At 41.8% G+C, this 14,895-nt stretch carries 9 protein-coding genes; all 9 read right to left on the bottom strand.

Annotated elements, in window-relative coordinates; genetic code table 11:
• Positions 1–84: 84 nt before the first annotated feature.
• Complete coding sequence (locus tag BGP15_RS07840) at positions 85–900, bottom strand: purine-nucleoside phosphorylase (protein ID WP_286769160.1); 816 nt, start codon at positions 898–900, stop codon at positions 85–87.
• A 119-nt stretch (positions 901–1,019) separates the two neighbouring features.
• Positions 1,020–2,510, bottom strand: coding sequence for a sodium:solute symporter (locus BGP15_RS07845; protein WP_115046435.1), 1,491 nt, complete (start codon positions 2,508–2,510; stop codon positions 1,020–1,022).
• A gap of 37 nt (positions 2,511–2,547) precedes the next feature.
• Positions 2,548–3,360: an N-acetylmuramic acid 6-phosphate etherase gene (murQ, locus tag BGP15_RS07850; protein WP_286769161.1), complete on the bottom strand. Its 813-nt coding sequence runs from the start codon at positions 3,358–3,360 to the stop codon at positions 2,548–2,550.
• A 22-nt stretch (positions 3,361–3,382) separates the two neighbouring features.
• The gene (locus tag BGP15_RS07855) at positions 3,383–4,018 is read right to left on the bottom strand and encodes a polysaccharide deacetylase family protein (RefSeq protein ID WP_254667640.1); all 636 of its coding nucleotides are present in this window, start codon (positions 4,016–4,018) and stop codon (positions 3,383–3,385) included.
• Positions 4,019–4,077: 59 nt separating this feature from the next.
• Complete coding sequence (locus tag BGP15_RS07860; RefSeq protein ID WP_286769162.1) at positions 4,078–5,904, bottom strand: glycoside hydrolase family 9 protein; 1,827 nt, start codon at positions 5,902–5,904, stop codon at positions 4,078–4,080.
• A 42-nt stretch (positions 5,905–5,946) separates the two neighbouring features.
• Positions 5,947–7,806 (bottom strand): outer membrane protein assembly factor BamB family protein, encoded by a 1,860-nt coding sequence (locus tag BGP15_RS07865; RefSeq protein WP_286769163.1) that lies wholly within the window; start codon positions 7,804–7,806, stop codon positions 5,947–5,949.
• 143 nt (positions 7,807–7,949) lie between these two features.
• Complete coding sequence (locus tag BGP15_RS07870; RefSeq protein WP_070561302.1) at positions 7,950–9,791, bottom strand: RagB/SusD family nutrient uptake outer membrane protein; 1,842 nt, start codon at positions 9,789–9,791, stop codon at positions 7,950–7,952.
• 13 nt (positions 9,792–9,804) lie between these two features.
• The gene (locus tag BGP15_RS07875; RefSeq protein WP_159333453.1) at positions 9,805–13,296 is read right to left on the bottom strand and encodes a SusC/RagA family TonB-linked outer membrane protein; all 3,492 of its coding nucleotides are present in this window, start codon (positions 13,294–13,296) and stop codon (positions 9,805–9,807) included.
• Between the two features lie 51 nt (positions 13,297–13,347).
• A complete protein-coding gene (locus BGP15_RS07880; protein WP_286769164.1) occupies positions 13,348–14,592 on the bottom strand; it encodes an exo-beta-N-acetylmuramidase NamZ family protein in 1,245 nt (414 codons plus the stop codon).
• Between the last annotated feature and the right edge of the window lie 303 nt (positions 14,593–14,895).

The following is a 14,895-nucleotide window of genomic DNA, read 5'->3' on the forward strand; positions in this document are numbered from 1 at the left end:
AATTCACCTCAATGAACCAATTACCCTTCACCGCACACAAATCCAACAACCTTCTCCTTCAACAGAGATACATGAAGAGGTAATTTATTGCAAAGCTATTAATTCTTTCAAAATTAATGTCATTTTAGGTTCCGCTTTCTCCGCAACAGTAACAATTTCCTGTAATGATACGGGTTTAAGCTCCTCGTGAAAGCCTTCATCCGTAACAACAGAAATCGCAAATACCGGCAGTGCCATATGATTAGCAACAATCACTTCTGGAACGGTACTCATACCGACCACATCCCCACCGATCAGGCGCATATAACGATATTCAGCTTTTGTTTCCAAATTTGGACCTGCGGAAGAAACATAAACAACTTTTCGCGCAGCAATAGCATGTTTGGCTGCAATTTCAAGAGCCTGTCCAATCATCTTTCGGTTATAAGGCTCGCTCATATCCGGAAATCGTGGACCAAACTCGGCCAAATTCTGTCCGCGTAGCGGATTATCCGGCAACAAATTGATATGATCTTCAATAATTCCAAGGTCACCTTTTTTCACATCAGGATTCAGGGAGCCCGCAGCGTTGGAAACAAACAATTTTTGTACCCCCAAAACTTTCATGATACGGATCGGAAAGGTAATTTGTTGCATATCGTAACCTTCATAATAATGCAACCTCCCCTGCATAGCAACCACATTGCGGCCACTCAATTTTCCAAAAATGAGCTTACCAGAATGAAATTCAACAGTCGAAATGGGGAAATTTGGTATATTGGAATACATCAGCTGATACTCGACTTCGATTTCATCCACCAACTTACCTAAACCAGTACCTAGGATGATACCGAACTCTGGAGTAAAATCTCCAATTTTTCTACGGATAAACTCCGTAGTCTCATTTATGCTATGATACATACGTACAGAAAAACTAAGTATATCAAACTTAACTTAATTTTTCTGTACGTACAAATCAAAATCAATACTTGTATTTACATCTTCTCACCAATGGAGAAATTTTTTATAGCCGAAGTGCATTAATTATGGGACAATGCTTTTTCACTCGCTTTACCTGGAGAACTGATCAAAAGCATCACAAACGTGATAAAACCATTAATAATGATCAAATCCAATCCGATAACATAAGGTGTATACACTTCAATAACATAGGTTTTAAGCAAAAATAAGACGGTAGGCGAAAGTACACAGATATAAGGTACAGCGTTATCCCGCACGGCATATTTTGTGAATATTCCGAAAACGAATAAACCCAATAAAGGTCCATAGGTATAACTCGCCGCAGTAAAGATTGCATTGACGACCGAGTCATCATTGATCAGCTTAAAGACCAGAATAACCAACAGCATCACAATGGAGAAACCAAAATGCACATAATTACGCTGCTTGATCAGCGCTGGATCATTGGGATTTTCTTTTTTATTGAAATTTAGAAAGTCCACACAGAAAGATGTTGTCAATGCCGTTAGCGCACTATCTGTCGTTGCAAAAGTAGCAGCCGTTAACCCCATCATAAAGATGATTGCAGGAACAATAGCCAAGTGGTTTAATGCAATTTCTGGGTACAAATAATCGCGTGTTGCTAATTGAGTCACATCAATTCCGTTTTTAGCCGCATAGATATACAGCAAAGCACCGACAGCTAAAAAGAAAATATTAATGACCACAAAAACACTTGTAAAAGTGATCATGTTCTTTTGGGCTTCTTTAATGGTCCCCATCGATAAGTTCTTTTGCATTAGATCCTGATCTAGCCCCGTCATCGCAATGGTCACAAAAATTCCTCCCAAGAATTGTTTCCAAAAATTTGCTTTACTGCCGACAAAATCATCCCAGAAAAAGATCTTGGAATAACTACTTTCTTTTACAGCCTCGAAAGTATCGACGATACCAAAATCTAATCCTTTGGCCATAAAATAGATAGAGAGAATTACTGCGGTCACTAAAAAGGTAGTCTGTAGGGTATCTGTCACAATAATCGTCTTTAAGCCACCCTTGTTTGTATACATCCAGATTAACACCAAACATATAACGACCGTAATCGCGAAAGGCACATTCCAGGCATCAAAAATAAAATGCTGCAATACGATTGCGACCAGATAAAGACGAAACGCCGAACCGATCGTACGGGAAACCAAAAAAATAGCAGCACCGGTCTTGTACGTGGTGTGCCCAAAACGTTCTTCCAAATACGTATAAATGGAAGTCAAGTTCATTCTATAATAGAGCGGAAGCAATACATAGGCAATAATGACAAAACCAACGGCGTTCCCAAGAACAAATTGAAAATAGCTAAATTCAGACGCACCGACTGCGCCGGGAACCGAGATAAAAGTTACGCCGGAGAGCGCGGTACCGATCATCCCAAAGGCGACCATATACCATTTAGAGTTCCGGTTTGCGACAAAAAAGGTAGAGTTATCGGAAGCTCCCTTCGAGGTGAAGTGAGCTACAGCAAGCAGAACTGCAAAATAGATTATTATAAAAGATAATAATATTACTGGTGACATAGTTTGTTTTTAAATAGGTGATTTTAATAGGTTATGCTCAATGGGCATCCTGATAAGCTTCGATTGCCTGTCTTACATTACCAAATTGCTCAAGCAAAGCCGCAGCTTCTTCTTCAAGCGCCCCGGTCTGATCCATAATGATACGTACACCACGACCGACCAGCTTATGGTTTGACAATTGCATATCGACCATCTTGTTCCCCTTTACCCTACCCAATTGGATCATCACTGTGGTACTGAACATATTTAACACAAGTTTCTGTGCTGTACCCGATTTCATTCGCGTAGACCCGGTAACAAATTCTGGCCCAACAATAACTTCAACCGGATACTGCGCTATTTCCGCAATCGGGGACCCTCCGTTACAGACAATACAGCCCGTCACAAGCCCTTTCTCGTTTGCCGTTTTCAATCCGCCGATAACATAAGGTGTGGTTCCAGAAGCCGCAATGCCGATAACAACATCGTTTTCATCAATATCATACGCTTCCATATCTTTCCATGCTTGCTCCAGATCATCTTCTGCAAATTCAACTGCTTTTCTAATTGCAGTATCACCACCAGCAATCAACCCAATGATCCATTCAAATGGAACGCCGTATGTCGGAGGTAATTCAGACGCATCCAGCACGCCCAAACGGCCACTTGTACCAGCGCCGATATAAAAAGTTCGACCACCAGCCTTCATTTTCTCCACAGTGACTTTGACTAATGCTTCAATCTGAGGGATAGCCTGCTCTACAGCAAGTGGCACAGATTTATCCTCATTATTGATATTTGTCAATAACTCATGCACAGACATCTTGTCCAAATCCTGATAATTCGAATCTTTCTCCGTTGTATTTACCATTATTAGTATATATTGTATTTCTTTATTTCAATAAATCGGGTACATCCACAAGTTGATACCCTTTCCCCTTTAATATGCTAATGATATCATCCAAATGATGATACAGCTTATCTTTCCGCCGATCATCAGTTCCCATATGAATCAATATCAAAAATCCATTGAGCCCATATCGAGCTTCGTAAGACCAGAGATTGTCGAGAATCGCTGTCGACGATAAATAACGCCCCCCCATTTCAGGATAGGTATAATCAGCCGCAGTCCGTATTCCTGGTGTATAATTAACCGAATTTAGACCAACTGCCTTTGCCCAGTCGACTGTTTCACTATTATACCATTCATAAGAAGGAATATAATAGGACAGCTGCTCTCTTTTGACACCCGCGCCTTCCAGTGCTTTCAGGTTTGCTTTTAGATCAGCGACAAAAGAGTCACGTTTGACCAAAAGCACCTCCCTACTCCCCCAGTCACTCACCAGAATATGTTTATCGGAATGCCCCGAAATCCAATGGCCATCGCTTAACATCTGACGGACATACGGCTTAAAACCTGGAGTTCTGAGATAATCGCCTGTCAGGAAAAAAGAGCCTTTAATGCCATTATGCTTTAGACTTGCTAATACCTCAGCAGTACCCTCAGATAAATCATGACCGGTAAACACCAGGGCCACCTGCCGTTTTGTCGAGTCGCCCCGGACAATAGCTCCAAAAACATCCCGTGTTACTTTTTTCCGGTAGGCTCCTCCATGGCCTTACCCTCCTTTGAAGCCAACAGATAAATCAACGAAGCGGTACCATCCATTGTCGGCTCATTCGTACTATAATCTCCGTAGTCGTCATGATAGACCGCCAGATCACTTTGAAACTCCGCATAGCTATCCGGATTATTCAACTTGATACCAATCAGATTGCGGTACGTGGATGCCATAATGGGCCCATCAACCAATCCGCCGTCGATCGGATGCTTTCCAAGAAAGGTAAACGCCGAATGCGGATTGACAGGTGTATCGCCTCCAGCCGGAAGACCATATACCATACTCGTGCCCCAAGGGTTCGCCCCGAATAACCAGTCAAAATTAGCTTGGGCTAGCTCATCAAAATGTGTATCTCCTGTCAATTCTTTATACCAGAGACATTGGATCGCAAAGGATACCGTTAAGTTGTTGCTACACCAAATAAAGGGAACTCCCCGAAAAAAAGCGTTTTTCTCAGCTCTCCGATTGACTTGCTCAATCCCCTGTTTATAATACGAAACAATCTCCTCGCGATCTTGTCCTTTTAATCCTTTTGCCAACTCATAATGCCCAAGATTGATAAAAGGATACCACTGATAATGTGCAGCAGTATCGCTATCCATCCAAGGTGTAATCTTTTCTTGCCGGGCGTAGCGTAAGGCTTCTCGTGCAAACTTTTCTTTGTTTGTCATCGAAAACCCCATTGCAGCGGCCAACTGCATATCGTCTACCCAATTATCTTCGGCATAAATATAGGGCGATTTCACAGAAACTGTCTGTGTCACGCCTGGTTTTATATTGGCATAAGCATAGGCTGTTTCCGATTTCTTCGAAAGCAGCGTTGCATATTTCCGATCCTCTTTGTCAAACAACATCGCCCCCAGGCGAAAAGCACTACTAAATTTACCAGCAGTAGAGCTTGTCCCGGTTGTATTGTTCATAAACTTGCCACGCTGCTGTGGCTCGCCATCGATAAAATACACCGGTCTCTCAAATCCACGACCATAGTAAGGATCTTCCTTTGGCATCCGCATGCTGGCATGATCCCGGTCATCACCAATCTGATTGTACATTTGGTTGGCCTTGGGATGCATTTTCAACAGCCAATCCAAGCCCCATTTTGCTTCATCGAGCACATCGGCCCGGCCATTTTTTCCATCAAGACCATTTGCTTGCTTTAAATCACCAAACACCTTTGGAAAATCGCGGTAAGCCGCTAACAGATGAAATGTTGCATTTGCCGAAGTTGTCGCATATTGCAAATAATCAGAAGCATCATGCCAACCGCCCCCCGCATCGATACGGGAGCTATCGGGAATGCCAACCTTTCCTGCATACAGCGCAAAGCCATCGTGTGTATGGCAGCTATCGTTCAGAAAAGGGTTGAACAATGTCCGTTGTTGCCGCATATAACGCAGTACAAAATCTGCCGCTCCTTTATAAACGTCCCGAGCGATTCGGAATGTTGGAGACTTCACATCTCCGGCCTGAACAAAAAAGCGTCCTGTATCCTGCATGGAAGAGAAATCAAAACGAAAGCTCTGAACAAAAGGACCATAAGCCCCATAATCTTTTCCAACAGGATGTACATAGACTGTTTTACCCGTTTGTGCGTTTTTAATTTCAAAAGAACGAAGCTGCCTGATTGTTTTCCCACCCCATACCGCGACCTTCTTGCCCGCTGGAGTATAGCCCAATTGGTTTATTCTAATCCAAGCATTTTGCTGTGCTTTCGCAAAGTTACAAACAAAACATGCAAAAACAAGCAAAAAAGCTTGACGTAAATTTAAGAAGTTTAGACATTTTTTTATCATATCAAGGCATTTATTTTCAAAAAGATCATTTCAATCGATTGCTTAAAACTGTAATGAAACTATTTTGCCATCCATCGTACTCGCTATCACGGTATTTCTCCCATTTAGTGCAACGGGATTAACCATTCCATTGGATATTTTATATTGCCATACTACCGCGCCTGTTTTTGCGTCAACTCCAGATAGCAAACCCGAATGACTCGGCACAAAGACCAACTTGCCATTGGATGTAATTGCAGAAGGTGTCAATTCGTAGGGCAATTTAAGTTTGGACTTCCAGGCAACATCCATACGATCACCAGCAACCGAAATACCTAAAAGATCCCCATCCATCGTCTTCACATAAACCAATTTATGATCTGCAGCCAACCCCATAGACTCGCGCACCCGAATGGTATCTTTCTTTTCCCGCCAGATGACCGCACCGTTCTTCGCATCCAGTGCTGTCATAAAACGATCCGGTGCAACTACAAAAACACGATTGTTTACCCCCACCGGATTGCATGCCGCAGCAGAAAACATCCGATTGGCCTGTCCATTATTCCACTCCCACGAAAGCTTACCCGTTTTGGCATCCAAAGCATAGAATCCATTGCTCCAGGAACCAAAAATTACATTCCCCAAATAATACGTTGGCAGCGTCGATACAAATCCTTTGACCTGGTCAAAACTCCACTTTACAGCTCCCGTCTTGATGTCCAGCGCTCTAAACTTACCATCCGAGCTACCGATAAAAGCCACGCCATCATGTAGCAAGGGTGAACCCAAAACCGCCTTCTCAGTCTCCACCTTCCACAACAACTTGCCATTACCGGCATCTACCGCATAAATTGCATGATCCGATGATCCCGCCACGACAATCCCTTTCCACACAGCAGGCGTAGAATAAACTTTACCGCCGGTACGGTATGCCCATAGCTTTTTGCCAGTTTTTAAGTCAAGCGCAAAGATATCGCCCGCGGTATTTGATGTAATCACGCTATTTTTGTAAACGGCTAGTCCCGCCCCGATATCGCTGGCGTCTTCAAACGTCCAATTAACTTTAACCTGGTCCGCATATTTTGCGTTCACAGCATAACTTGGTCTCAGGTAGCTTATCGTTTCATTTTCATAATGATGGTCGAACATTGGAACAACAACCCAAGGTTTCTCCTGCATTCCTACACCGGGATTACGCTCTTGATAACTGGCTTTGCCATCGGCGATGGTCACGATATTATAACCCCCAACCGCTTTATTCGCACGCAGATTAGACCGTCCCATCACCCCCGGAATTCCTTCCCAATCGTATAATTTATTGGCATGACCATGCCCACAAAGCGCCAACTGGACATTCCGCGTTTTAACTCTTTTCAGTGCGTCAAACCAGTTATTTAACGATGAATCCTGTGGATAATGATTAATATAGATCAATGGTAGCTGTTTATCCGGATTCGCTGCAAAAATGGAATCCATCCAAACCAGGTTTTCCCGAGGAATTTGACCAGGACTCATGCGCATATTGGGCCCTGAATTGGTTCCAATGAATGCGTAGCCTTTATGCTTAAAGAAAAAGGTTTCGCCACCAAAAACGGTGCGAAACGTGTTGGCTCCATTTTCTGACCAATTGCCATCGTGATTTCCCGGAATCACATACCAAGGCAGCTGCAAACTATCTAAGATTCGCTTCGCAAGCTTTAACTCATGATCAGCACCAAACTCGGTGATATCTCCGGAGACTATAACAAAATCAATATCTTTCAATGTATTCAGGTCCTTTACAGTACGTCGCAAATCCTCCTCACCTGTTGCACCACCGACATGCGTGTCTGTTACGTGGGCAAATTTGAAGGACTGCTGTGCTATCGCAACGTTAAAAACGCAGGATAATGCAATAAAAAAGGTGATAATTGGAAACCTCATGCGTAATGTTTTCTTAAAAATAGCGTTTTTATGCATAAAACAGAAATGATATTGCATTTTTATGCATCTTCATGTAAATCAAAATTCATTATGTATTAAAAAGCCTTTCTGAAATTCAGAAAGGCCTTTTAATACAATGCTATCTATTGCCAGCCTGGCGTCTGTGTTAAGATATAGCCCAAATTTGCATATTGTTGAATCTGATTCAGTCCAACAGGAGCCAAGTACGACCGATCGGTAAAACTTACCCTGTTTGCAAATTTCGGAACAACGTAATATCCCACCATAGCATCGGCGTTTTTACCATTGTACGTGATTGTATTTCCTGCTGCGTCACGGACTTTCAAAACACCTTCGTAAGCTTTTGTCAAACGATTTGGAAGGTCCTTTTTGATATTTACCCAGGGACCCAATGAATAATCGACATTGCGTGAAAAGTTCATATAATCCAATTTTTTCCAGCGACGGATATCATTCAATCGCGCATACTCATATACAAATTCCATTCTTCGTTCACGTCTGATTTCCCACATCAACGGCGATACATCCGCATCGCGGCTTGGATCGTTCGGCAGGGAATTTAATGTCAAAGGTGCCGTTTTCTTTACCCCTTTAGCTATGGCATCTGCGTCTAGCGGCCTATTCCGTACCGCATTGATTGATTTATCCAAATCACCTTGGGTAACAGCTGCTCCACCAAAAAACTCCGCAAGAATCTGCCTTGCCTCAATCCAATTCAACACAACCTCACCAAGACGCACAATCGGAGCATCATTTGTATTTGTATTACTACTCCATTTTGCTGGATAAGTTTTTCCAATATACGTCAAGGCTTCTCTAGCAGCAAATTTATGACCGTAAGCAAATGTTGATGAAGCTGTATTAACGGTATCCATCAACGAAGCTTCAAACCGTGGGTCTCTCGTTCTCGCCAAAGATTTCATCGAAAAGTCCGAAGCATTTGTAAGCGCTGAGTTTTGCCAAACCTTTCCATCGTTACAGATAAAAGATTTCAACAAATCCAAGTTAACGCCCTTCTGCCCTTCAGTACCATTACTGTAAGAACCTACGGCGTGCGTTACTTTCAAGGCATCATTATAAGTTCTGAAGAAAATTACCTCTGGATTGCTTGAAAGATCTTCAGATGCAAACAGGCTTTTAAAATCACTTCCAAAAGACCACTTTCCACTATTCATGACAACTTCGGACGCTTTAACCGCAAGCGCGAGATACTTTTTCGCACGATCTTGATCCAAGCCATGGTATTTTTCCCAGGAACCTTCAAACAACATGAGGTTAGAAATAAGTGCCGCTGCTGCATATTTATTTACATAACCTTTTCCGTCATCAGCACGCATATTATCAAGCACATACTCAAAATCTGTATAGACTTTATCCATGACCTCCCCGCGCTTGGTACGTTCCTTATACATTGTAGCCTGATCCATCGGATCAACTTCAACATCAAAATAAGGCACATCACCAAACACAGAAACTAACCTACTATATTCGTAGCCTCTAAAAAAACGAGCTACTGCAGTCCAGTGCTTATACTCAGCCTCTGACAATTTTGACTTGGCCTTTGTTTCAATCCTGGTCAACATCACATTAGCCTTTCTAACCCAGTAAAAATTCCAGGTCGGCCCTGAGTAGGTCGTCAACATATCAGGTGTCACCGTACTCGCACCTCTACTCGTCGGAACAACTGACTCAAAGCCACCTTGCGTTCCTTCAGAAGTAAAGTCATCTGCATAGTTATATCCCACTAAGGGAGCATAGGCCGTACCATAAAAAGTATTATAGCCAACAAAATAATTTAAATAAAAATCATTTGCATACAAACGAACATCAGCTTCATTTCTCCAAAAGTTTTCATCGATTACTTTAGTTTGATCAGGCCTATCCAGCACATCCTTACTACAGCCTACCCCCAATAACATAGCGGAAAGCATGATAGATCCAATTTTTATTCTATTTAATTTCATCTGTCAAATTCGTTTAAAAGTTTAACTGAACACCAAATGAGGCACTCTTAAATGTTGGTGTTCCAACACCTGTACGTCCACCGTTGTAATTCGTTTCATTAAAAATCGAGAAGCCTTCCACCTCTTCCGGATCAATCGGTAAGCCACGAAGCTTATCCCAAGTGAAGAAATTCTCCAACGAAACATAAACACGTAAGTTATTTATCTTAGCTCGTTGCACGATATGCTGAGGAATTGTATACCCTACAGTTAGGTTCTTAATTCTCAAATACGACATATCCAACAGATAGCGGGACTGAACTTGCATATTATTGACATTCGCACTACCGCCGTTGTTGAATGCAGCCGGATAGAATGCTCCTTGATTATCTTTCGTCCAGTAATCGTTTACAAAGCTTGCAGGCATTGCTCCATCTGAAGTGTTAAATCCTGGAATCGCCAAGAATCCTGCTCCCCAAACTTTACGTTGTCCCACACCTTGGAAAAATGCTGAAACATCGAAGCCTTTCCAATCAGCACCAAATCTAAAGCCATACTGATAACGAGGCGTCGAATTACCAATGATCTTCATATCGCCAGGATTATCGATCGTACCGTCACCATTATCGATCTCGCCGTCACCATTCAAATCTTTGAATTTAACATCCCCAGGACCAAAATAGAAATTAGTTGAATTTTGGAATCGTGGCTGATAGACAGGCTTTTCACCATTCGGCCCCTCTTTCAAGAGATAGACGTTATCTGTACTTCCATAATATTTGGTCATATCTGCATTTGGTTTTACCAACTGCGGATTGTTATTTCCATCCAATACAAAATCATTGTATTGGTACAGACGGTCTGTCTCATACCCCCAAATATCACCATATACCCGACCATTATAATTCACACCGGTAGTGCGTAATGACGTATAGCCACTAAAAACAGATTTAGAGTCATCCAAATTAGCCCTAAAATTAATACCCAATCCATTCTCAAATCGGTGATTAAAATCGATGGCCAATTCAAAGCCTTTGGTCGTCAAGGTACCGAAGTTACCCCAAGGCGCCGCAGAACCCAAGGTCAGTGTTGTTCCTTCCAAAGGAGCAAACATATTTTTGGTCTTCTTCTGATACCAGTCAAACGTCAAACCTAATTTATTCTTGAAGAATCTGGCATCCGCACCGAAATCCAGGGTTTCCAGATCTTCCCACGTAACGTTTGGCCAATTCAGTTTTGGCGTGCCCACAGAATTCAACAATGCGCCATTGACGATGTAATTAATCTGACCCGCATCCATGTTTGAAACATAAAGATCAGAAGGTACCGTTTGATTTCCGATAACACCCCATGAACCTCTAAACTTCAACTGATTTAATGTAGCCCTTGACCAGTCCATGAATTTTTCTTCTGAAACTACCCAGCCTGCTGAAAAGGATGGAAACCATCGCCATTTCAAATCTGTTGGAAACTTGGAGGAACCATCATAACGGATATTACCTTCAAATAGATACTTATTCTTATACGCATAGTTCACACGGCCAAAATACCCTAATTGTGATTCCCAATACTCACCACCGCTACCCGTAATTTGGCCCACAGCCAAATCAAACTGAGGATTTGTGATATCCAATAAATCAGCACGCTGTGTCCAATGGTAAGAACCATCGTTTGTTACTCTATTTAAACCAAGGATAAATTTAAAGTTATGATCATCATTCAAGTCGAGCTCATACGTTGTAAATGCATTGACAGTATGCTTATGTTCATTTTGTGAACGCATATAGATATGATCTTGCGCAGAACCATTCGCTGTATACATATCATTGGAAAGATCATAAGCTAAAGTTGCATCAGCATCTCCCTTATTGACAACAGCTCCTTCTTTATTGACATAAACTGGATTTCCTTGTGCATCAAACCGTTGTTTAGCTGCTACCCAAGAATTGGCTGCTGTATATCTCGTCCCGTTTTTACGCCAGCTATAATCCTCATTGGTAAATGTATAGTCTACATCTACTTTCCAATTCTTCATTATATTAACTGTAGCACCAGCGCTTAAATTAATATAATTGCGAAGCATGGAAGCTTGGTTTGCCGCCTCATTTTCACTCCATGGACTCCTTATTGGGTTGTTATTTTCGTCATAGCCCATTGGATAAAGGGAACTCCAGCGATACATGTACAACCATGGATCGGCCGTTGTTGAGTTTGTCGCATAAGGATAGATCTTGTTCCGTTGTGCAAACATCGCTCCACCCCTAATAGTCACATATTTATTCAGTTCGGTATTTAGTCTTAATGCAGCATTATACCGTTTAAACTTATCCGAATCGCCGGCCTTTAACATACCGCTTTGGTTTAACGAACCAAATGAAGCTGTATATTGTGTCTTCTTAATGGTACCATTTAAAGACAAGTTATGTGTTTGTGTGGGAGCCCACTCGCGCACCATATAATCATATGGATCATACGTTCTAACACCGTACTTTTTCGTCGGCGACCCCGGATCTACATACCAGTCTCTGCCATATACCGTTGGATCATCTTTCCCGATTGAAGATCCATATTTTTTATCCCACTCCACTGCGCGTTCATAACTTTCTCTATTTACTTTATAGAAAGCACCAGTTTCGGTTCCGCCAACTCTTTCTAATGCGTCAATGGTATATTTCAAGGCATTAACACGTCCCATTTCCAACTTTTTATATGGATTTTGGAATGAGAAGTTATTAGAATAATTTACGGTAACCTTTTCCGCACTTCCACCTGTTTTCGTCTTAATCAATACGACACCAAAAGCAGCTTTCGCACCATAGATGGACGAAGAGGCAGCATCTTTTAATACGGTGATCGACTCAACATCATCCGGATTTACATATTGGATACTCGGGATTTCCACATTATCCACCAAGATCAATGGACTACTATTCCCTTGAATGGAAGATATTGCACCACGAATACGCATGGTAGGATCAGATCCAACCTCACCACTCGGTACAGTAACACTAAATCCTGGCGTCGTCCCTTGAATTGCCCGGCCGACATCGGCGATCGGACGACTCTGTAGATTCTCCTTCACATTGATCGACGAAACCGCACCAGTAAGGTTACCTTTTTTCTGCGTACCGTAACCGACAACGACCACTTCGTCCAACGCTTGATTATCGTCAGCTAGCGTTACATCAAGCGTAGCTGAAGTAACGGCAACCTCCTTTGTCACGTATCCTACAAATGAAAAACGCAACTTGCTCCCCACGGCAGCTGTAATTTTAAAATGCCCCTGAGCGTCAGTCTTAGTTGACGCAGTACCGCCAATCACAGACACACTTACCCCAGAGACTGGACCTTTTCCATCCTTTACAGTACCTTGCACCGTATTTTGAAACGCATTTTTTGCAGAAGAACTCAGAAAGGCGCTTGTTAAATTGTCGCGATTCAAAGCACCTTCTTTTTTTGCAAAAGAATAGGATTCAGAAGGAAAACTCAATCCAAGAGCAACAGAAAATAGTACAAATTTTCGCATTGATTATAGAGTTTTAAAATAAATGATTCTAGTTAATATTGTTAGTTATTGCTATTCGAAATCAGTATAAAGCAGATACTTTTTACGCATTTGCTTATAGGCTTTCAGGTCATCGGACCAAGAAGCACGAATCTGAGCTTCAGATTGTCCGGCAAGGATTTGCTTACGTAATTGATCTGTCCCCGCAAGCTTATCAAAAAATTCAGGCCGCGCGAAGAAAGTGGATTTATCAGGTGTCTTTTGATAAAAGTCCAACAGATATTTTAAGGTAAATTTTTGATGATCAGCATCCAGACCGCGCAAATCAACACCATAATTGACTGTTCCTTTACCCTCCACATGTTTGGACATACCGTGACGTTCGCCCGGTGTAAACGTAAAAGAGCCATAGACCGGATTTGTATAACCTAATACCTGGAACGGCCAATCCGTACCCCGACCTACCGAAATATCCGTACCTTCAAAAAGACATAATGAAAGGTACAACCGAACAGAAAGATAATTTGGCAGACTTGGCGATGGGATGACCGGCAGCTCATACCTGCTATTATGATTCCAATTTTTGACCTGTACAATCGTTACATCGGCCTGGCGGCCATGCTCAAGCCAGCGCTCTCCATTGATCATCTGCGCCAGTTCGCCGATTGTTAAACCATGGATCATGGCTATTTTATGCCAGGAAACATCTGATTTAAACTTATCATCATGCCTTACAGGTCCATCCACCTGGTCGCCATTTGGATTTGGACGATCCAGTACAATTAATTTTTTATTATGCTTTGCACATAATTCCATTACACGGTGCAAAGAAGTGATGTATGTATAAAAGCGTGCCCCGACGTCCTGCAGATCGAAGATCATCACATCAATTGAATTGACGATAGAATCTTGTTTCTTATTACCTCCATACAATGTAAACAGCGGCAAACCAGTCTTTTGATCAATATCATTCCCAAACTTCTCACCACGTTCAACGTTCCCGCGGAAACCATGTTCAGGCGCAAAGGCAAACTTCAAATCAACCTTATTATCGATCAAGACATCGACAAGATGTTTTTTATCAGCCCCTACAATGGAAGTTTGATTTCCCATTACTCCCACTTTCTTACCTTTTAGTTGTGGTAAATACAACGTAAGTTGATCTGCGCCCGGAACAACAACTTGGCTCGTTACCCTGCCGGTCATGCTGTTTACTGCGGTTTTGCTCGCTTGCGTAGACTTCAACGAATTCCCACAGGAAACCCAAGCAACAACAGAAATTAAAAAGGATAGCTTTAATAAGGCATTTTTCATCATAAATAGACTCTTAGATCATGCACAAATTGCAGTTTTATGCACGAATAATTGAAAATCAGAATAAAAGTAAGTAGAACTTTTCGTTTTTAAAACTTAAAGCAACATAAAAACGCAAAAGAAAGTAAGTATTCACTTACAAATTAGTTCTGTAACAGGAATTAAACCGCAATATATTAGTTGAGACTGAAAGCAAAAATACATTACAATAAATTGAAATACAGTTGATTACAATAAATCAGGCGATTAAAAAGAAAAATAAGTAAGTGTGCAGAGCACACGCTCACGTAACAAATCAAATACAAT

The organism is Sphingobacterium sp. 40-24 (genome assembly GCF_001899705.1).
In the GTDB taxonomy this organism is placed as follows: Bacteria; Bacteroidota; Bacteroidia; order Sphingobacteriales; family Sphingobacteriaceae; genus Sphingobacterium; species Sphingobacterium multivorum.

Excerpts from the sequence above, each read along its gene's own strand:
- BGP15_RS07840 (WP_286769160.1), bottom strand. The coding sequence starts at position 900 with ATGTATCATAGCATAAATGAGACTACGGAGTTTATCCGTAGAAAAATT.
- BGP15_RS07845 (WP_115046435.1), bottom strand. The coding sequence starts at position 2,510 with ATGTCACCAGTAATATTATTATCTTTTATAATAATCTATTTTGCAGTT.
- murQ (WP_286769161.1), bottom strand. The coding sequence starts at position 3,360 with ATGGTAAATACAACGGAGAAAGATTCGAATTATCAGGATTTGGACAAG.
- BGP15_RS07860 (WP_286769162.1), bottom strand. The coding sequence starts at position 5,904 with ATGATAAAAAAATGTCTAAACTTCTTAAATTTACGTCAAGCTTTTTTG.
- BGP15_RS07865 (WP_286769163.1), bottom strand. The coding sequence starts at position 7,806 with ATGAGGTTTCCAATTATCACCTTTTTTATTGCATTATCCTGCGTTTTT.
- BGP15_RS07870 (WP_070561302.1), bottom strand. The coding sequence starts at position 9,791 with ATGAAATTAAATAGAATAAAAATTGGATCTATCATGCTTTCCGCTATG.
- BGP15_RS07875 (WP_159333453.1), bottom strand. The coding sequence starts at position 13,296 with ATGCGAAAATTTGTACTATTTTCTGTTGCTCTTGGATTGAGTTTTCCT.
- BGP15_RS07880 (WP_286769164.1), bottom strand. The coding sequence starts at position 14,592 with ATGATGAAAAATGCCTTATTAAAGCTATCCTTTTTAATTTCTGTTGTT.